The organism is Taibaiella lutea, assembly GCF_008629695.1.
In the GTDB taxonomy this organism is placed as follows: Bacteria; Bacteroidota; Bacteroidia; order Chitinophagales; family Chitinophagaceae; genus Taibaiella; species Taibaiella lutea.
The window spans coordinates 38,669-58,537 of sequence record NZ_VWSH01000004.1; the positions used below are offsets into that span (position 1 = coordinate 38,669).

Below are 19,869 nucleotides of genomic sequence, written 5' to 3' on the forward strand. Positions count from 1 at the left end.
TATTGCATTGTTAATTACCTGTTACCGCAATTCACCCTGAAAATCCCCCATCGAATTACAGGCAGGAATTCTTTATAAAATGCAATATTTCAATCTTCAAACTATATTTTTGCCACATGAAATTTTTAATAGTCGGTTTAGGAAATATAGGTGCAGAGTACGATGCAACACGTCATAACATAGGCTTTGATGTAGCCGATGCTTTTGTAATTAAACACGGTGGGAGTTTTAAAGTGGAACGTCTGGCAGCAGTGGCCGAAGTGAAATGGAAAGGAAAAATATTTGTGGTAATAAAGCCTACCACTTATATGAACCTTAGCGGCAAAGCTTTGAAATACTGGATGGATAAAGAAAAAATCGGCATTGAAAATACATTGGTGATTGTGGACGAAATGGCGTTGCCCATTGAAACATTACGCTTGCGTGGTGCAGGCTCACATGCCGGTCATAATGGTTTACGCAATATTCAGGAAGTGCTGGGAACCAATGCTTATCCGCGTTTACGTTTTGGCATAGGCAATGATTTTCCAAGAGGTAAGCAGGTTGAATTTGTGCTGGGCAGATGGACGCCGGACGAATTGCCATACGTGAAGGATAAGATTTTGAAATCGATTGATGTTATTGAAAGCTTTGCTACGATTGGAATTGAGCGGACAATGAATAATTTTAATAAGTAAGAATGGAAGACCTTTTAAAAGTAGAATCTACTTAACAGGTCTTGTAAATTAACTATAAACTTAAGAGCTATACAATTGAAATTATTACCAAAACAAATATCGTCTGAAGAATATGTTTATTATTCTTCGCAATCTGTAGAGGAATTGAAATATGGTATGGAGCAATTATCAGAGGAAAGAAGAGGGTGGAAAGTTAATCCTAATCTTTGCGTTGAATTTGTTGATGCTTCTAATTTCAGAGTAAGAGTAAACCGCTCTCCTTATTTTTACAGGGGTTTTGACACAGATAAATATGAAAGTTCAACTGTTACTATTGAAGGATGTTTATCACAAAGTGAATTTAATCATACACAAGTTAATTTTACCCTCAGGCCAAGTTTATTTTTTTCGTTTTCTTTTTTTTTCAATCCTTTATTTGGTATTGCTTTGATAATTTCAAGCTTTATTAACTTCTCTTATGAACTGAGAATATTTGGTTTCTGTGCATTAATATTAGGACCAATATCCGTGTGTGTGTTTGCCTTCATTGCTAAAAATAGATTAAAGAATGCCTTTGTTGATGCATTTACCTTAAAGCCTTTTAAATAATTACCAAATTGCAAATGCCATGAAATTAATATTTCTCCTTCTTACAATATTCTTTCTTCAATCATCCTGTACATCAGCGCAAGAATTCAATTTAAAATGCAACAACAACGCAGCACGCTCCTGGTGGGATGTTCAACATTATAGCATCAATCTGAATGTAGATACAGGATCAGGAAATTTGAATGGCACAGTTGATATTACTGCAAAAGTAAACGGCAAGATCGGTGACTCCCTGCAAATAGATTTGCAGGAACCATTGCAGATCAATGCTGTCGCTTTCACATCGGAAGATGGTGAAACTCATATTGTCAATCTTAAGAAGTATGGTAATGTTTATATCATCAAAGAAGACTTCAAAACGTATATCAAAGACAATATATTTACTTTAAGGATAGACTATAAAGGCATCCCTCAAATTGCCGCCAATCCGCCATGGGACGGAGGTTTGGTAATGAGCAGAGATACAAATGGGAACAGATGGATGGCAATGGCCTGTCAGGGCGTTGGTGCGAGTATCTGGTTTCCCTGCAAAGACTTTCAGGGCGATGAAGCAGATAAAGGCATGAGCCTTTCAATGGTCGTTCCTTCCAATCTGCAAATGATTGGTAACGGAAGGCTGCAAGCCAATAATGAAAGAAGGGGCGACGGAAATCTTCGATGGACATGGCTTGTAAGCAACCCTATCAATAATTATGACATCAGTTTTTACATAGGCGACTACGTACATTGGTCTGATACCTTAAAAGGAGAAAAAGGTCCTTTGAGCCTGGATTACTATGTGTTGCGTCAGAATGAAGCTAAAGCCCAAAAGCAATTTGCAGTAGTGAAGCAGATGTTACAATGTTTTGAAGAAAAAATAGGGCCTTACCCGTTTTATGAAGACGGGTACAAATTGGTGGATGCGCCTTATTTAGGTATGGAACATCAAAGCGCTGTTGCTTATGGTAATGGATACAAGATGGGATACAAAGGCAAGGACAGAAGCAAAAGCGGGGTAGGGTTGCTGTTCGATTTTATTATTGTACATGAATCAGGTCATGAATGGTTTGGTAATAATATCACCTCTTTTGATAAAGCAGATACATGGATCCACGAAGGATTCACTACTTATACCGAAACCATTTTTGCAGAATGCTTATTGGGTAAAGAAAAAGCTTTCCTCTATCAGCAAGGTAAAGTCAATGTAGTTAAGAATGATGCGCCGGTACAAGGCCGGTTTAATGAATGCGATGAAGGCAGCAGTGACCATTATGACAAAGCTGCCTTTATGATTCACATGATAAGGATGATTATGAAAGATGATGCTAAGTTCTTTGGAATGCTTAGAAGCATGAACGATACTTTCTACCATAAAATTATTACCGGAAAAGAAATGGAAGATTTCATCAACAGCTACTCCGGTATTGATTTCACTAAAGTCTTTCAGCAATATTTAAGAACAACGAGCCTTCCTAAGTTGGTCATTGAATATAAAAAGCAGACAGTATCTTATAAATGGGCAAATTGCGTGGATGGATTTAATATGCCTGTACTGGTTCATACCAAAGGAAAAGACTTATGGCTGAAACCTGCAACAGATTGGCAACAGATGAAGTATAACGGCGGTAAGTTTAGCATTGATAAGAATTTCCTGATTGAAAAACGTTAAGTGGTATTTTGATGATTCTAAAGCATTAAATTTACAATTGATTATTTGTGTAGAAATCGTATTGTAATCATAATCCCATTTATGAAAAAACGCTATAACCGACTTCATTTATTATTTGATTTCTCGATAAAAACATTACTGACACTAATGTTTTTGTTGTCAACAGTTACTACTGTTCCCGCACAATCAAAAGATTCTTCCGCCGGGAAACGCGATACTGCCAATCAGGGGTTACTTGCAGGATATAATTCAAAATTAGAAGAACTGGAACAGCAAAGACTGACGGATTCTGTTAAAAGAGCTCAGTTAGAAACCCAGATTAACTCCTTAAAAACAACTGACAATCTTAAAAAGCAGGAGTTACAAGCCAGGCTGGATGAGCTTAACAGTAAAGAAGCCAACCGGCTTTTACAGAAAAAACAGCAAATTGATTCATTAAGAAAAACAGCAAAAGGGGAACCTGTTATTGCTTTCTTCAACGATACATTATTCAGTATTTACAGCGGCATAGGAAGCTTTTCAGCGAAAGAAAGAGCAGATGCCACGTCGGAACGTATCCGTAATCTTGCCAATGATTATACTTTCTCTACCGATTCCTTAAATATTCAGGAGATAGAAAATACACTTGGGATTTGTTACAGGGATAGAACTATTTCAAGTATTTCTGAAAATGATGCTTTATGGGATAATACTTCTAAAGACAGCCTTGCTCAGATGCGTTTGAATATTATCAGAAAAGCTATCAGAGACTATCGCGATAAAACAAGTTTTCAAACGCTTGCAAAAGAGATAGGTTTGGCTTTGCTCTGCATTCTTGTTATGGCTTTGCTTATTTATGTTATCGTGAAATTTTTCAGATGGCTGGCAGCTCAGATTCGTAGTCAGGAAGGTAAGAAACTCAAAGGCATCAGGATAAGGAACTATACATTATTTGATTCCCAAAAGCAGTTGAGTTCCTTTTTAATGTTGAATAATTTTGTGAAATGGGTGGTTATTCTTACAGCTGTTTATATTGCTTTGCCCATCTTATTTGGCATATTTCCAAGTACAGAAGATTTAGCCGGAACCTTAATCGGATACATTCTGAATCCTTTAAAAGCCATAGTCCGTAAAGTCTGGAATTATCTGCCCAATCTGGTTACCATTATCGTAATCTATATCATATTCAGGTATGTTCTGAAAGTATTGCGTTTCTTAAAAGTAGAAATTGCAACCGGCAAACTCCGCATTCCCGGCTTTTTTCCTGACTGGGCCAATCCGACATTTCAGATAATAAGGATTCTGACTTATGCTTTTATGCTGATTGTTATTTTTCCTTATTTACCGGGCAGCGATTCGCCTGTATTTAAGGGCGTATCGGTATTTCTTGGATTCCTTTTTACATTTGGTTCCGCAGGTTCACTTTCCAATGTAATTTCGGGTTTGGTATTGACTTACATGCGCCTGTTTAAAATAGGTGATCGTGTAAAGATCGGAGATGTTTTCGGCGATGTGATTGAAAAATCAATGTTGGTAACCAGAGTAAGAACTATCAAGAATGAAATTATATCCATCCCCAACTCAACTGTAATGAGCAGCCATACTATCAATTACAGCAGTGATGCGCCGTTGAAAGGGTTGATATTACATACAACAGTTACTATCGGGTACGATGTTCCGTGGAAAGATATGCATCAGGCATTGATTGATGCCGCTTTAAGAACGGAACACGTTTTACACGAGCCATTGCCTTTCGTATTGCAGACAGGGTTGGAGGATTTTTATGTGTCTTATCAAATCAATGCTTATGTAAGAGAATCAAATAAGCAAGCCACTATTTATTCCAATCTTTATCAGAACATTCAGGATGTTTGTAATGAAAGAGGTATTGAAATTATGTCGCCGCACTACCGCGCGGGCCGCGATGGCAATCAAACGACCATACCTGAGCAATATTGGAAAAAGGAAAATGACGTGAAATGATTTTCACTTAAAAAGATTAAGTAAATTAAAATGCCCTGTTGAAAAACAGGGCATTTTAATATTTCAGACTTCCATGGCTTTACTCACCTTGCGATAAATAAATTCATGATAGATATGCCTGCGGCAGAACCTGCCGGGGATGTCGGAATTGATAAGTTTGATATACAAAGGGCGTGGTACACCGAAATATTCATAGCTGCTGCCGTCTATGAAATTAAGCTGCAATACTGATTTCTCGTAATTAAAATCCCTGATAGGAGAGTTGGTTACGGTCTGGGTATATTCTGATTTTGATTGTTCAATGGTTTCGGGTGCAATACTAACCAGGAAATGATAAGCTTCAATCAATGTTTTGCTTTTTTCCTCTGCTTCCTGTTTCTGCACTTCATCATGCTGAAATTTATCAGGGTGCCATTCCTTCATCAAATTTCTATATACAGATTTAAGTTCCTTCAAATCACTTTCTTTTGTGACGTTCAGCATCTTTCTGTATTCATTGATTCTTTTCATCTGCTTTATTATTTTTGGCTCCGTTTTTTTATTTTGGAGGCGCAAAGGTAAGGTTAATATTGTAAATAATATTAAGATAAGGATAACAATATGTAAATCCTCCGGAAATTTTGTGTTAAACGGCTATTAAACAGATACATACCGCAAAACACCACCTTGGATATTGTATTGGTCTGAGTCGTATTTAGAAACTTTAATATCCTGAAATTTCTATTTCAGGTCTTTATAGTTTTCTTTCAAAACCTCCCAGTATTCCTTGCCATAGCTTACAAGTACTTCTCCTCCGGCAGGAATGTCTTTTGTGGCATCGATGTAAACTTTTTTACCTACTTCCACATATTCAGAATTATTCAGAAGACCTTTTATTTTTTTCATGCCTCTTGCATCATTGGCATACCTGCCCAAAGATTTTTTTCTTTTAGAAGCATCAATTACGTGTTCATCCGACATAAAATAGATATAAGCATTCAGGCCATCCTGATGATCTGCGTCTTCCCAGTTGCTGACCCTGCCTGTGTATTGTATGATGCGCGTGCCTTTCGGAATAAAAACTTTAGTAAAGAGGCCTTGTCCGGCTCCGGGAATAGTGGATTCCCCGACATATAACTGAGATTCTAAAAAAGGCATGAAGATTTTTGTATGTTTAGATTATTGGTTGCAAATTTTGTTATTCTTCTTCTTCAGCTGAAAGGCTTGCCACACGGCCTATCTGGCCATCCTGCAGACGCACTTTGATTCCCCTTGAATGAAATGCAGATGAAGTTAAAATATCCTGAACAATGCCAAAAGTAAGCTTGCCGCTTCTCTGGTCTTTCTTTAAAATAATGCCTGCTTCCATTCCCGGAATAATATCCTTTCTGTATTGACCTTCTGAATTCATTAAAAAACAATAAGGCACAAAGATAACTCCCTTCATCAATCTTCCAAATGCCTGTATGTATTAGATAATCCGGTTTGCAGTTTTATTCCATTACATCCGGAAAATTGTTTCGCTTAATAGAAGGACTTCGTTAGAAACTTCTCTTTTTAACATTATTCCTAAAACAATTGAACGGTATAAAATGTCTTTACTGCAAAATAACAAGCTATGAATTTCAAAAAAGCATTAACTAAGAAAATTGAAAATGCGACGTGCCATACATCCACTTCCGCATCGTCCATTGCTATCGCTCTTATTGGCGGTATCGCTGTAGGAACATTAGTAAGCCTTCTGTTTGCGCCGCAATCAGGTGAAGATACACGCAATATGATTGCAAGTAAATCCAGAGATTTAAAAGACAGCATGAAAGAACAACTGAAAAACCTGAAAAGCAAAATGCAGGATAATGCAGAAAACCTTGCTGACAATGCAAAAGAAAAATTAAATACCGTTAAGCAAAGCACCAACAATGCTGTAAAGCACAGCACTACCATGGGAAGCTAAAACGGATTCCTTACTTTACTATTGAAGCATTGCAGAAGGAATTCTATAACGGATTCCTTCTGCTTTTTTTAAACGAAACGAAGAAATTAATGTCTAACATTTATTAATAGTCTAAATATTTTAAGTCATGAAAAAGATATTGATAGTGGATGACAACGAGAATTTCCTTGAAGTATTAAGTACACTGCTGGTTACCAAAGGTGAGTTTGAAGTCATTACACAACGAAGAGGAGCCGATGTTTTGGAAATAATACAAAACATAAAACCCGATTTTGTCTTACTGGATATTTTTATCGGAGAAACAAACGGCCTGGATATATATAAAGCCATAAAAGAAAACATACCTACACGTGAAACGCCGGTATTGCTTATGTCCGGTTCCGACACTTCTGTTTTGTCGGACAGCGGTGCAAATGTGATAGCAAAACCATTTGACCTAAAGCATTTAATGGGCAAGATAAATACGATGGCTGCATAAGTATGTGAGGGGAAAATTAAAAATTTAGCTAAAAAATTTTGGGTTGTATCTATTGCATTTAAAGGATTGTATATTTGTAAACCAAAAAACCAATTTAATTATGTCCGGAAATCAAATATTTAAACCACGATTTTCAATCAGTAAAATGACATCATTATTGGGCGTTTCCGAAGAGGAATTTCAAAAGCTGAGCCATAGCGGTGTGAGAGATTTAAAAGACAGCTATGGCGTAGTGTACAAATACTATATACAATTCAGCCCTAATAATGACCGCGAACTTCTGGAAAGGATGAATCTTAACCGAAGTAATACTGTTTACTTCACGCCTGAACAATTAAGCAAATAACTTAATCATTATACTCTTTATACTTTATTGGCTGTTACAATAACCATTGTAACAGCCAATTTTTTGTTCAATTATATTTTAGTCCGGGATTGATAAACAATAAAGGCCACCAATATGGCGGCCTCATTGATCAGGTGGAAATGGTCAGGGGGCAAATCAAAAAAATAATTGAAGGCAAATGAATTCAGATACAGAGAATTTTTTGCTTCTTTATTTTCGATTATTGATCCCGCTTAATTCCATGCTGCTTTAAATAAAAACGGTATAAAAAGGATTCTTCCTGTTTATATCTTATCAACATATCTGTTTTATTAAAGTTCATTTTTTACTTCTGTATAGAAAATAACACCCCAGTAATGTTGAATTAACCAATACAGCAAAACCATTGGAAAGAATGATGGGTAATTCATGAATCAGGAAACCGTAGTAAACCCAGAAACAAAGCCCTATAATCAAAATACAGATCATTGCTAATGACAAATAGCTTGCATCTTTCTCTTTGATTACTTTTATAAGCTGTGGCAGCATCGATGCAGATGTAATAAGTCCTGCAACAAGCCCGATAATGTTTTCGTAGTTCATGCTTTATTTATAAGTGATGCGCCAGACTGTATTGCTTACATCGTCTGTAAGCAATACAGAGCCGTCTGATAGCTGGGTAAGGCCGACAGGCCTGCCATATACTTCTTCTTTTTCTTCGTTGGCTACAAAACCTGTAAGAAAATCTTCGGGTTTGCCTGAAGGTTTTCCGTTTTTAAATGGTACGAATAATACTTTGTATCCTGAAATGACAGAACGATTGAACGATCCGTGCTGCGCGAGGAATGCACCGTTACGGTATTTTGCAGGGAATGCAGCACCTGTATAGAACATTAACCCCAGGGTGGCTGTATGCGAAACCAATGGCACATCAGGTACAATTGTTTTATCAACCAGTTGCGGATTACTTTCTTTTACACGTGGATCCGTATGTTGACCAAGATAGACATAGGGCCAGCCATAAAAGCCATTTTCTTTTACGCTTGTAAAATAGTCAGGTACCAAATCATCGCCTAACCCGTCTCTTTCATTTACAACCGTCCATAATGTATTTGTTCCGGGTGCCCAGCCCATACCAACCGGGTTGCGTAATCCCGAAGCATACACCCTCATTCCGCTTCCGTCAGGATTTACTTCAAGGATTGCTGCCCTTAATATTTCATTTTCCATGCCGTGTTCCCCGATATTGCTGCCTGAGCCGACTGCTATATATATCTTATCGCCTTTCTTGCTGGCAATCAGGTTACGCGACCAGTGCTTATTGTATTTTCCTGAGGGTAAATCTATAATTTTTTCACCTGCACCTTTTAATTGCATCGTGGTTTTATCATACTGATAACGCCATAAAGCGTCCGTATTTGCAACATAAAACCAATTGCCCAGAAACAGCATTCCAAAAGGCTGATTCAGGCCGGTAAGAAATGTATCTTTTTGTTCGGCTATGCCATCATGGTTAAGGTCTTTTAAAATCATAATCCTGTCGGCGCTATGTTTCAGGTTATTGGAATGCCCTGCTCCTATGATGTTTGCGCCGATTTGCTCCACAAAGTTATAATTGGAATTGGATTCTACTACTAAAACATCTTTATTCGGCGTTTCACATGTCCAGCGCGGGTTATCGAAACCGTCAGCATATTTTGTGACTGTAAATCCTTTGGGGGCCTGCGGCGTGAGATTATTTTCCCAACCTAAAACATGACTGTAGTTATTCACCGATTTGGTTGCAAACGGTTCAGGCAGATGGAGCGCCTTTTGCTCCTTTTGAGCAAAGGCAGCAACACTGGTAAACAAAATGACACTGGAGATTTTCCACTTCATAAGAATGTCTTTAATGAACAATAATATTTGTGTATAAGAGATGCCTTAACAACAAGAACTTTACAACTTAGTTTATTCTTTCAAAGTCATATTTGTCCTTTATATACTTATTCAGAAAAGTCCCTTTTGATTTGTATTTTTTGAAGGCTTCATAAATGTTTTCCGGTACATCATTATACGCATATACCGCACCTGAAAGGAAATGAACCTTAAGCACCTGCGTTGCGGCATCATAGCTTATATATTCAATAACGGTAGATGGCACGGTTTTCAATCATTTAATAATGTCTTTAAAAAAGCGGCATTGGAATAACCGGCTTCATACATGGTATTATTAAAATACACAAAGGATGTTATGTCTTCCGGAATATCCTTTGCCAATTTTATAAGTGTCGGTTCGTCGTAAGGCGATTTGAAAAGTTCAGGTATGCCATGCATACGTTTGTAGAAGATATCGCTTGTAACAATGTTTTCATCCGGAAGCCCCGGATAGCTTACTGCACAAAATGTCAGTTTTGCTTTATTGAATGCATCATATACTTTTTCCTGCCACCAGGATACATGCCTGAATTCAATAACGTTATTGCTGTTGTGCGCTACACAGTCAAGTATATTTTCAAGCCTCTCTTCCGAATAGCTGAATGATGGCGGCAATTGGTATAAAACGCAACCAAGCTTATCGCCCAGGCCCTCGGTAATGATATCCATAAACTCCTTTATCTTTTCTTTTGCGTTTTGCATCCGCAAAGTATGTGTAATGGATTTGTGCATCTTGACAGAAAACCTGAAATTGTCATAAGTCTGGTTTGCTGCTTTCTGAAGGTTGACGATAGTGGGAAAGCGATAGAAAGTATAATTCAGCTCTACTGTATTGAAGACGGCATTATAAAAGCTCAATTGCTTTACAGCAGGCAGCTTTTCCGGATAAAAGCGATTTTTCCAATAAGGATAACTATACCCGGATGTTCCGACAAATTTCTCTTTTATTGCCATGATAAACCTTTGCTTTGGTTTATAACAATCAAACCTGATAAATGTTATAACGGGTTCAGCTAATAAAGACGGGACAACTCATTTTGAGTTGCCCCGTCTTTGCTATCATTTCTGATGGCTTTTATTTCTTCCTGAACATAGAGATAATACCTAACAATACTACAATGACAATAACCACGGCTAATATGCCGACAAAGGCGCCGGCTTTAAAGATACCGCCAACAATCTGGCAGCTGCTTATGCTCAGGACTAACAGTAATAGTCCGCTAATCAATAGGTTTTTCATGATCTGTTTTTTTTGTTTTGATTGGAATACCACATTCATTTATGGATGCGGATTAATTGATTGTATTACAATCAAAAAAGAATATTGTTCTGACCAGCTAAAGTTTTATCATCTGCAAATCATTTATTACACGCAAAAAAATGGCTGTATCTATGAGATACAGCCATTTTTCGTCCCGGTTTACGACAAAATAATTTACATCAGCTCTTTCATCAGCTTATCGAAGGCTTCCTTTAATGTTGCCAATTCCTGCTCCAGAACAGTAACGCGTTGTTCCAGCGCTGCATTATTGGAAGATGGAGAAACGGTTGATTCATATAATGCTTCATTGTACTCGCCAAGAAGGTGTATGTATCTTACTTCTTTCTGGCCCGGTTGACGCGGCAATGCTTTTACGAACGCAGGTATTCCGTCAGATAATTTTTCAATTGTTTCCTGTACTTCTTCCAGCGAATCAAATTCATACAATTTGCCCGAATTGGTATTCAGTTCGCCCGGTGTTTGCGGGCCGCGCAATAGCAGCATACATATAACCGCAATCTCTGCGGGCATCAATTGATAATGCAAAGCCACATTGTGCTTATACTTCACGGCACGGCTCGAACCTCCTGTTACAGTAGAAACAAGCCCTTTCTTTTTAAGATTGTCAAGCGTAAGAATCACCGTTTGTTCATCATAATTGACAACGGGCCTGCGCGATGTTTTCTGGTTGCATGCTGCCGTTAATCCGTTTACAGATAATGGATAATATTCCGGTGTAGTCTTCGATTTTTCCATCAAAGCCCCAAGCACGCGCATTTCTTCTTCATTTAATACAGGTAGTGTTGTGTTTTCCATGCTTCAAAGATATTGATATAGTAAATTAGTTTGGCAGATTCAGAAGCACCGGCTTATATAGCATTGTCAAAATGAAAGCACCGTGCCTGCCGGCAATTCATAAGCCTCTTTGCCCTGCTCGAATATTCTTGTATCACAGCTGCCTTCTGTTGTTATAATTGTTCCCTTTACACGTATCCAATTGCCTTCCCTCAATCCAACTACCGGAATGTTATTTTGTGTATGGAATTCCTTAATCCGCGTTTCTCTTGTTTCTCCGTTATGTTTTAATTCAGGATTTGGATCAAGATAATGTGGATTCAGGTTGAAGGGAACAAGGCCCATTGTACTGAAATCCGGAGGATATACAATAGGCATGTCATTGGTTGTCTTCATATTCATGCCGCCTATGTTACTGCCTGCACTTGCGCCCATATAAGGCGTTCCGTTTTCAACGGCTTTCTTTAATGGTTGCATCAGATTCAATTCATGCAATTGCTTTACCAGCAAAAAAGTATTGCCGCCGCCTGTAAAAAAACCTTTTGCATATTGAATGGCTTCGGCCGGATTTGAAAAAGTATGCAAACCTTTTACTCCAATGCCATATTCTTTAAAAGCCCCCGCAGCTTTAGCGGTATATTCATCATGCGAAATGCCGCCCGGCCTTGCAAATGGCACAAAAATAATCTCATCAATGCCTTCAAAGAGTTCCTGAATGACCGGCTTTAAATAAGCCAGATAGTTTTCACCGAATAGGGTAGAGGTACTTGCCAATACTATATTTTTCATTGCTTTCTTTTTAAAATCGGATGCAAATGTAATGCTGTTGGTCAAAAGACGCAACAGCGGCGGATTGGGATAAATGTAATGCTGTTGGTCAAGAGACACAACAACGGCTATTAGCCATAATCGTAACCCGTTAATTAATTTTTATTCTGTTCTTTCTTATAAAATGCCATAGCCCCTTTTATCTCCGCAAAAGTATATTGTTCGCCAATCTGCAGCCTGATAGCGCCGCTTGTCGCATCCGGATTTTCTTTCACTGCTTTTAGAATGACATCTAATTTATGCTTCGGTACCAATGCATAAACATCGACTTCTCCCGTAACGATAAATTCTACCAGATGCCCTTCCACCGTACCTCTTACAAGGCTTCTTTCCGTCGCAATCTCATCAATGGTTTTACCTTCCTGAAACATTTTAAGTGAAATCAGTTTTGTTTCACCGACAGATGCTTTTGTTTTCGGAAGCTTTTCCTCTTCCGGTTTTATTTCAATAGGTGTATGCAGCTTTGAAACCCTTTCCATCAATTGTTCTCTATTCAAAGAAAGTGCCAGCCCTTCTGTAATAGCCACTGTTTGCTGTATCTGAATCTTTTTGCGTTCCAACAGCAATAAAAACTCTCTTATCTCTTTTACATACTTTTTGGTTCTTGGTTTTACCTTTACTTCTTCAATATGCTTCTTTAACTTCTGAATCACTTTTTCATCCAATTGCTGATTGAACCAACCTGCAGCGCCCATAGTCTTTAAGTGCATATCAGGATAGGCAGATTTGCCTTTCATAATAAACTCATTCAGCACTTTTTTAAACTTCAATGCCGTGTTTTGCTGTTCCAGTAAAGACTGCTGCATCTCCATAAACATAACATAAGCCGCATCCTGATCGGGAATACTTCTTGATACAAATGCTTCCAGGTTATCCTGACCCGCATCCGTAAGCTTTTCCCATTGATATGCCTGAATCAGGCTTTGTTCTGCAAATATGCCTTGTGCATCTTCCAGCACTCTCTGAATCGTGTCTTCACTTTCTTCCTGCTCCGAAAATTTCAAAATCCTTTCATCGGTCATGATGCTTGCCGGAGTGATTTTTGATTTCAAAACAAGCCCGTCCAGATTGGTAAGGCGGCTTAATGCAACATACACCTGCCCCGGTGCAAAAGATTGCCCTGCATCTACAATGGCTTTCTCAAACGTAAGCCCCTGGCTTTTGTGGATGGTGACGGCCCATGCCAGACGAATAGGGTACTGTGCAAATGTGCCTAACTCTTCTTCTTTGATCTCATCTTTTTCATTGTCGAACTGATAGCGGATATTACTCCATGTCTCCAACTCTAATTCCAGCTTATTATCTTCATCCGGGAAAGAAACAAACACTTTTTTGTCATACTCATCAATACGGTCAATGATGCCTATTTTACCATTATAAAATCTCCTGTTTTCTCCTTTGTCATTTTTGATAAACATGATTTGGGCGCCTTCCTTAATATGCAAAACCTTATCAATCGGATAAGCATTCTCCGGAAATTCACCTGATATTTTTGCCTCCAGTTTATGTATCTTCCCGGGCAGGCCATCCAATGCATGTTGGTTGATAGTATCTGCCTTGGCATTATGCGTGGTGAGCGTGATATAGCTATCGCCGCTCATGGGATTGAAATACGGATTGAAATTTTGCTGCAATCGTTCCAGATCCTCTTCCGTAACATCATTATTGCGGACATTATTAAGGATATTGATAAACTCCGTATCGCTCTGCCTGTAAATCTTTTTAAGCTCCAGATAAATCGGCATTGCCTCTTTTACAGCCAACGAATCGAAGAAGAAGGGACTTTGATAAAACTCACTTAATAATTCCATTTCGGAATCCCTCACCACCGGCGGCAACTGAAACATATCGCCGATAAACAATACCTGTAAGCCGCCAAAAGGCTGTTCCTGGTTTCTTCTGACGGAACGTAAAATTACATCCATGGCATCCATCACATCGGCGCGAACCATAGATACTTCATCAATAATCAGGAGGTCCAGTTCCTTCATTAAATCGCGTTTGGCTTTGTTCAGCTTTAAGCGGCTTAGTAATTGATTTTTATTGTAAATATTATTGAATTCACCACCCCAGACCGTTTTTTGCGAAGGCAAAAATGTTCCGAAAGGTAATTGGAAAAAAGAGTGAATCGTAACACCGCCCGCATTAATAGCCGCAACACCTGTAGGCGCTACCACAGCCATTTTTTTATAGCAATGATTACGGATGTATTTCAAAAAAGTAGTCTTACCTGTACCTGCCTTACCTGTCAGAAATAAATGTTGATTCGTTTGATTGACGAATGCAACGGCTTGCTGGAAAATTATATTACTTGTATCTGTGTTCTGCATAATTCAATGTATGAAATTATGTATTTTCTCTCTTCCGAAAAATTTACATGTGATAGATAATCTCGTAAATATGTAGAGACGTTGCAGCGCAACGTCTCTACGATGTATTTTATTGGTTTGCTGTTGTTGGTATCTTCACCGGCAACAACCGAAATTATTTTTTTCTGAAGAAAATCTTAATCGGTACACCTGAAAAATTGAAATGGCTTCTCAATTTATTATCAAGGAAATTACGATAAGGTGTTTTAATATCATCCGGGTGGCTGCAATAGAATGCGAATGCCGGGGTATGTGTCGGTATCTGCATTACAAATTTCACTTTCACCGAATGACCTCTTACGATTGGTGGCTGAAAACGTTCAATTTCCTTGCCCATAATATCATTCAGATGCGAAGTCTGAACCCTTCTTAATCTGTTGTCAAATACTTCCAGCGCCTTTTCCATGGCCTGGTATATCCTTAATTTTTCGGTTGCAGATGTGAATATTACAGGATAGTCGGTAAACGGTGCAGTACGCTCTTTCAGACGTTTTTCATAATCGCGGGCTGTGTTGGTTTCCTTTTCATCCAGAGTGTCCCATTTATTTACCAATACCACAATGCCTTTGCCTTTACGGCTTGCCAATGAAAAGATGTTTACGTCCTGTGCCGTCATGCCTTTTTCGGCATCTACCAACAACATACAAACATCGGCTTCATCCATTGCCCTGATAGCACGGATTACAGAATAAAATTCAAGGTCTTCGGTTACGCTTTTCTTCTTGCGTAAACCTGCTGTATCAATCAGTATGAATTCTTTGCCGAATTGGTTGTATTGCGTATGAACAGGATCTCTTGTAGTTCCTGCAATATCAGAAACGATAGAACGTTCCATGCCTATCAAAGCATTCAACAAGGTTGATTTACCCGCGTTCGGCTGGCCTATGATAGCAATTTTCGGAATCGGGTTTTTCTCCCTTTCCATTTGAATGATATTGCCATCTTCATCTTCAACTTCTTCAATAATTGTTTCTACCGCATCTACAACTCTGTCCTCGGGAATACGTAAAGTGATTTCATCCAAAAGCTCTCCCGTACCGCTTCCGGAGATGGAAGAAAGGAAGAACGTCGGGTCGAAACCCAGCACGTAAAACTCCGTGGCATCTAATTGACGTTCGGAATTATCTACTTTGTTCACTACTAAAAAAACCGGTTTGCGTGATTTGCGCAATACCTGCGCCATTTCATCATCCAGATCGGTGATGCCGGCTGTAACATCGGTTACGAATACCAGAATATCGGATTCGTCGATTGCAATTTTTACCTGTTTCCTGATTTCCTTTTCGAAAACATCTTCCGAACGGCTTACAAAACCGCCGGTATCGATTACGTTAAATATTTTGCCGTTCCAATCGCACAAACCGTATTGGCGGTCGCGGGTTACACCGCTAAAGTCATCTACGATAGATTTCCGCTGTTCCAGCAACCTGTTAAACAAGGTTGATTTCCCGACGTTGGGTCTTCCTACTATCGCTACTGTAAATCCTGACATTTATAATTTATTGATTTATCCGGCAAAGGTACGTTTTTAGATTTTGACTGTTGGAATAAAACGACAATTGCATACAGACAGGGATGATAGCTGTTAAGCAAATGACCGTGTTTATGGTTATTATGACTGTGTTTCACGGCTATCATGACTGTGCTTTACGGTTACAATGACTGTGTTTCACGGTTACAATGACTGTGCTTTACGGTTACAATGACTGTGTTTCACGGTTACAATGACTGTGTTTTACGGTTATAATGACTGTGTTTTACGGTTACAATGACTGTGTTTTACGGTTACAATGACTGTGTTTCACGGTTACAATGACTGTGTTTCACGGTTATAATGACCGTGTTTCAGGGTTATAATGACCGTCTTTCCGGCAACTGATTATTGTGAAAATGCGTTCTATATTGCCGTTTACTGTATTTTCAATCCATTCTTTTTGCCGGATTGTTTTTATGTCTTTGAACCCTGCATTTTCAAATAACTGAATTGCCTTTTCCAAAGAATACAAATGGAAACCATATTTAGTAAAAGGCAGTTGCTCCATGAAATCTGCTGTGGCAAAGCAAACAGCGATTTGTCCTGTGGTGTTCAGGGCTCTGTACAATTCCCTTGCCTGCTCTAAGGCATTATCCCAAAAGTAAATAGTGTTAACCGTAAAGATTTTATCGAAATAATTATCCTCAAAGGGTAATACAGCGTAACCATTATTGTTGGTTACCAATTGTAGTTTCACAGAGCCGGTTTCAATAAGTGAAGGATTGTTTTCTGAAGCCATTTCAATCATTGTTTCAGAAATATCAACACCGGAGTATCGCACGGAATTTTCTTTTTGGAACAGGTAGGGCAAATGTAATCCGCCGCCCGGGCCTATTTCAAGGACTTTTTCCTCCGGTTTCAAATCAAGCGAATCTATGCAGGAGGCAATCATAAAAGCATTGTTTTCGCTCATACGGACAGCGGTTTTAATGCCATCTTCTCCCTTTGGATTTCGTAGTTGGGCAGCGATTGATTGAAAGTCCGGTTGATCCATTACTATGATTTATTTTGGTTTGATTGGGAATTTAATTTTAATTTTCGCTACAAAAATGACTATAAATCTTTAAATCAAATGAATCTTTCAGTAAGAGAAATACAAGAACAAGATATACCGCTTATTTCGGATTATTGGGTAAATGCCACTTCCGAAAGCTTATTGGCAATGGGAGCTATAAAAGAAATGGTGCCTGATCAGAAATATTGGCAGGAGGCTTTACTGTCGCAAATCAAATCAAACTATGCTGAAAAGCAAAGTTATTGTACTATCTGGTTGGTAGATGGCGAACCTATTGGTCATTGTAATGTGAACAAAATTATTTTCGGACAAGAGGCTTATATGCATTTACAGCTATGGAAAGCTGATAAAAGACAAAGTGGCTTAGGAACTTCTTTAGTGAAATTGTCCCTACCTTACTTCTTTCAAAATCTTCAATTAAAGACATTGTTTTGCGAACCTTATGCTTTAAATCCTGCACCAAATTCCACTTTAAAGAAACTGGGTTTTGATTTTGTAAAAGAATATATAACTGTTCCCGGCAGCTTTAGCTTTGAGCAGCCCACTAACAGATGGGAATTGAGTTTGGAGAAATTCAATCTGTTGTTTTAAAACAGGAAACAATTTTGACAAGCTATTTTTATATTTCCTCAAAAACTAAATCTTGGTTATTTTTGCCACCCAAATTGGTAAATAAATATTTATGAGCACAACAGCACGAGTAATAAAATCACCGACAGGAACCACCTTACATTGTAAAGACTGGGTAACCGAAGCCGCTTACAGAATGATCCAGAACAATCTTGATCCTGAAGTGGCAGAACGTCCCGAAGACTTGGTGGTGTATGGCGGTATTGGTAAAGCTGCCCGTAACTGGGAAAGTTTCGATAAGATACTGGAATGCCTTAAAAACCTGAATGAAGATGAAACTTTGATGGTTCAAAGCGGCAAGCCTGTTGGTGTATTGCGTTCTCATAAAAATGCGCCAAGGGTTTTGATTGCCAATTCCAATTTGGTTGGCCGTTGGGCTACATGGGAAGTGTTCCGTGAACTGGAAGCAAAAGGCCTGATGATGTATGGTCAGATGACTGCGGGAAGCTGGATCTATATTGGTTCTCAAGGTATTGTTCAGGGCACTTATGAAACTTATTTGTCCCTTGCGAATATCCACTTTGGCGGTACTTTGAAAGGCACCTTGAATGTTACAGCCGGACTTGGCGGTATGGGTGGCGCTCAGCCTTTGGCCATTACCATGAATGAAGGTGTTTGCCTTGCAGCCGATGTAGAAGCATGGCGCATCCAAAAACGTTTGGACACACGTTACATCGATAAAATGTTTACGGATATTGATGAAGCTATTGATGAATCCTTACGTGCAAAAGCAGCCGGAGAGGCTATTTCCATTGGTGTTGTCTGCAATGCGGTGGAATTGCTGCAACGATTGATAGACAGGAATATCACACCGGATACCTTAACCGACCAGACTTCCGCACATGATGAACTGGTAGGTTATTTCCCTGAAAACATGTCTGTTGAAGAAGCAAATACTTTGCGTGATGCAGATCCTGAAAAATATAAATCACTTTCATTAGATACAATGGCGCATCATGTGCGTCAGATGCTGGAGCTTCAAAAACGTGGCGCTATTACTTTTGATTATGGTAATAACCTGCGTGGACAAGCAAAAGATAAACGCGGTGTTGAAAATGCATTCGACTTCCCGGGTTTTGTTCCTGCGTATATCCGTCCTTTATTCTGCGAAGGCAAAGGGCCTTTCCGTTGGGTTGCATTAAGCGGCGATCCTGAAGATATTTATACAACAGATAAAGCATTAGCGGAATTATTCCCTGAAAATGCAGGCTTGCAACGCTGGCTGAAAATGGCTAAAGAGAAGATTGCTTTCCAGGGCTTGCCATCACGTATCTGTTGGTTAGGCATGGGCGAAAGAGAAAAAGCAGGTTTATTGTTCAATGAATTGGTACGTACCGGAAAGGTAAAGGCGCCGATTGTAATTGGCCGCGACCATCTGGATTGCGGTTCTGTGGCATCTCCCAACAGGGAAACAGAAGCTATGAAAGACGGTTCTGATGCAGTGGCTGACTGGCCGATTTTAAATGCTTTGATTAATACTGCAGGTGGTGCAAGCTGGGTAAGTTTCCATCATGGCGGCGGAGTAGGGATGGGTTATTCGCTGCACGCAGGAATGGTAATTGTTGCCGATGGTTCTGCTGATGCGGATGAAAGATTGAAACGTGTATTGCATAACGATCCTGCAATGGGGGTACTGCGTCATGCCGATGCAGGTTATGAAGATGCAAAGGAAAATGCTGATAAGTTTGGCCTGAATATCTGGTAATTATATTTCTTTAATAATATGGAATGGCTGCAATTTTCATTGCAGCCATTTTTATATTCCGGCGACATTAGCTAACAAATATTCCTGTAATTCAATCTTCAAATTAGTAAATATTACGTTATCAAGAAAAAAGCATACGTTCTCAAGAAATAGTATACAATCAATTAAGTGGATATTACATTTGTCATTATATAACATTTCATT

At 38.9% G+C, this 19,869-nt stretch carries 22 protein-coding genes; 9 read left to right on the forward strand and 13 right to left on the reverse strand.

The features are described 5' to 3' along the window. Nucleotides 1–116: 116 nt before the first annotated feature. From pth to F0919_RS15110, 4 genes are all read left to right on the forward strand, one after another. Nucleotides 117–677 (forward strand): aminoacyl-tRNA hydrolase, encoded by a 561-nt coding sequence (gene pth, locus F0919_RS15095; RefSeq protein ID WP_150033627.1) that lies wholly within the window; start codon nucleotides 117–119, stop codon nucleotides 675–677. Between the two features lie 75 nt (nucleotides 678–752). After that, nucleotides 753–1,265, forward strand: a complete 513-nt coding sequence (locus F0919_RS15100) for a hypothetical protein (RefSeq protein WP_150033628.1) — start codon at nucleotides 753–755, stop codon at nucleotides 1,263–1,265. Nucleotides 1,266–1,284: 19 nt separating this feature from the next. Further along, nucleotides 1,285–2,913 carry a M1 family metallopeptidase gene (locus F0919_RS15105; protein WP_150033629.1) on the forward strand — a complete coding sequence of 543 codons (1,629 nt, stop codon included), beginning with the start codon at nucleotides 1,285–1,287 and terminating at the stop codon, nucleotides 2,911–2,913. A gap of 81 nt (nucleotides 2,914–2,994) precedes the next feature. Continuing rightward, on the forward strand, nucleotides 2,995–4,875 hold the full coding sequence (locus F0919_RS15110; protein WP_216629440.1) for a mechanosensitive ion channel family protein: 1,881 nt from the start codon (nucleotides 2,995–2,997) through the stop codon (nucleotides 4,873–4,875). A 63-nt stretch (nucleotides 4,876–4,938) separates the two neighbouring features. Here the strand turns inward: F0919_RS15110 and F0919_RS15115 are convergent, their stop codons facing one another. The 3 genes from F0919_RS15115 to F0919_RS15125 all read right to left on the reverse strand — a co-directional run bounded on the left by F0919_RS15115 (nucleotide 4,939) and on the right by F0919_RS15125 (nucleotide 6,265). Beyond that, nucleotides 4,939–5,385, reverse strand: a complete 447-nt coding sequence (locus F0919_RS15115; protein WP_150033630.1) for a KTSC domain-containing protein — start codon at nucleotides 5,383–5,385, stop codon at nucleotides 4,939–4,941. Between the two features lie 210 nt (nucleotides 5,386–5,595). Further along, nucleotides 5,596–6,012 carry an SET domain-containing protein gene (locus tag F0919_RS15120; RefSeq protein ID WP_150033631.1) on the reverse strand — a complete coding sequence of 139 codons (417 nt, stop codon included), beginning with the start codon at nucleotides 6,010–6,012 and terminating at the stop codon, nucleotides 5,596–5,598. A gap of 40 nt (nucleotides 6,013–6,052) precedes the next feature. Next, nucleotides 6,053–6,265, reverse strand: a complete 213-nt coding sequence (locus F0919_RS15125) for a YwbE family protein (protein WP_150033632.1) — start codon at nucleotides 6,263–6,265, stop codon at nucleotides 6,053–6,055. Nucleotides 6,266–6,472: 207 nt separating this feature from the next. Here F0919_RS15125 and F0919_RS15130 point away from each other — a divergent pair, with 207 nt between their 5' ends. From F0919_RS15130 to F0919_RS15140, 3 genes are all read left to right on the forward strand, one after another. Then, the gene (locus F0919_RS15130; RefSeq protein ID WP_150033633.1) at nucleotides 6,473–6,808 is read left to right on the forward strand and encodes a YtxH domain-containing protein; all 336 of its coding nucleotides are present in this window, start codon (nucleotides 6,473–6,475) and stop codon (nucleotides 6,806–6,808) included. Nucleotides 6,809–6,935: 127 nt separating this feature from the next. After that, entirely contained in the window at nucleotides 6,936–7,286 is a 351-nt protein-coding gene (locus tag F0919_RS15135; RefSeq protein ID WP_150033634.1) for a response regulator, read from the forward strand. A 145-nt stretch (nucleotides 7,287–7,431) separates the two neighbouring features. After that, on the forward strand, nucleotides 7,432–7,632 hold the full coding sequence (locus tag F0919_RS15140; protein ID WP_150033635.1) for a hypothetical protein: 201 nt from the start codon (nucleotides 7,432–7,434) through the stop codon (nucleotides 7,630–7,632). A 318-nt stretch (nucleotides 7,633–7,950) separates the two neighbouring features. On the opposite strand, the gene F0919_RS15145 is transcribed toward F0919_RS15140, so the two are convergent. The 10 genes from F0919_RS15145 to F0919_RS15190 all read right to left on the reverse strand — a co-directional run bounded on the left by F0919_RS15145 (nucleotide 7,951) and on the right by F0919_RS15190 (nucleotide 17,309). Beyond that, nucleotides 7,951–8,214 carry a SemiSWEET transporter gene (locus tag F0919_RS15145; protein ID WP_150033636.1) on the reverse strand — a complete coding sequence of 88 codons (264 nt, stop codon included), beginning with the start codon at nucleotides 8,212–8,214 and terminating at the stop codon, nucleotides 7,951–7,953. 3 nt (nucleotides 8,215–8,217) lie between these two features. After that, the gene (locus F0919_RS15150; RefSeq protein ID WP_150033637.1) at nucleotides 8,218–9,489 is read right to left on the reverse strand and encodes a PQQ-dependent sugar dehydrogenase; all 1,272 of its coding nucleotides are present in this window, start codon (nucleotides 9,487–9,489) and stop codon (nucleotides 8,218–8,220) included. Between the two features lie 67 nt (nucleotides 9,490–9,556). Beyond that, a complete protein-coding gene (locus tag F0919_RS15155; RefSeq protein ID WP_150033638.1) occupies nucleotides 9,557–9,754 on the reverse strand; it encodes a KTSC domain-containing protein in 198 nt (65 codons plus the stop codon). Between the two features lie 5 nt (nucleotides 9,755–9,759). Continuing rightward, the gene (locus F0919_RS15160) at nucleotides 9,760–10,482 is read right to left on the reverse strand and encodes a DUF72 domain-containing protein (protein ID WP_150033639.1); all 723 of its coding nucleotides are present in this window, start codon (nucleotides 10,480–10,482) and stop codon (nucleotides 9,760–9,762) included. Between the two features lie 121 nt (nucleotides 10,483–10,603). Beyond that, nucleotides 10,604–10,768 carry a phosphatidate cytidylyltransferase gene (locus F0919_RS15165; protein ID WP_150033640.1) on the reverse strand — a complete coding sequence of 55 codons (165 nt, stop codon included), beginning with the start codon at nucleotides 10,766–10,768 and terminating at the stop codon, nucleotides 10,604–10,606. 195 nt (nucleotides 10,769–10,963) lie between these two features. After that, the gene (locus F0919_RS15170; RefSeq protein ID WP_150033641.1) at nucleotides 10,964–11,605 is read right to left on the reverse strand and encodes a YceH family protein; all 642 of its coding nucleotides are present in this window, start codon (nucleotides 11,603–11,605) and stop codon (nucleotides 10,964–10,966) included. Between the two features lie 66 nt (nucleotides 11,606–11,671). Beyond that, entirely contained in the window at nucleotides 11,672–12,472 is an 801-nt protein-coding gene (pepE, locus tag F0919_RS15175) for a dipeptidase PepE (protein WP_235903522.1), read from the reverse strand. A gap of 35 nt (nucleotides 12,473–12,507) precedes the next feature. Beyond that, nucleotides 12,508–14,742 (reverse strand): helix-turn-helix domain-containing protein, encoded by a 2,235-nt coding sequence (locus tag F0919_RS15180; RefSeq protein ID WP_235903523.1) that lies wholly within the window; start codon nucleotides 14,740–14,742, stop codon nucleotides 12,508–12,510. 154 nt (nucleotides 14,743–14,896) lie between these two features. Beyond that, entirely contained in the window at nucleotides 14,897–16,273 is a 1,377-nt protein-coding gene (der, locus tag F0919_RS15185; RefSeq protein WP_150033643.1) for a ribosome biogenesis GTPase Der, read from the reverse strand. A gap of 337 nt (nucleotides 16,274–16,610) precedes the next feature. Further along, the gene (locus F0919_RS15190; RefSeq protein ID WP_150033644.1) at nucleotides 16,611–17,309 is read right to left on the reverse strand and encodes a class I SAM-dependent methyltransferase; all 699 of its coding nucleotides are present in this window, start codon (nucleotides 17,307–17,309) and stop codon (nucleotides 16,611–16,613) included. 78 nt (nucleotides 17,310–17,387) lie between these two features. Between F0919_RS15190 and F0919_RS15195 the strand changes: the two genes are divergently transcribed. Both F0919_RS15195 and hutU read left to right on the forward strand, forming a co-directional pair. Beyond that, the gene (locus F0919_RS15195) at nucleotides 17,388–17,921 is read left to right on the forward strand and encodes a GNAT family N-acetyltransferase (protein WP_150033645.1); all 534 of its coding nucleotides are present in this window, start codon (nucleotides 17,388–17,390) and stop codon (nucleotides 17,919–17,921) included. A 91-nt stretch (nucleotides 17,922–18,012) separates the two neighbouring features. Beyond that, entirely contained in the window at nucleotides 18,013–19,665 is a 1,653-nt protein-coding gene (gene hutU, locus F0919_RS15200) for a urocanate hydratase (RefSeq protein WP_150033646.1), read from the forward strand. Nucleotides 19,666–19,869: the final 204 nt, after the last annotated feature.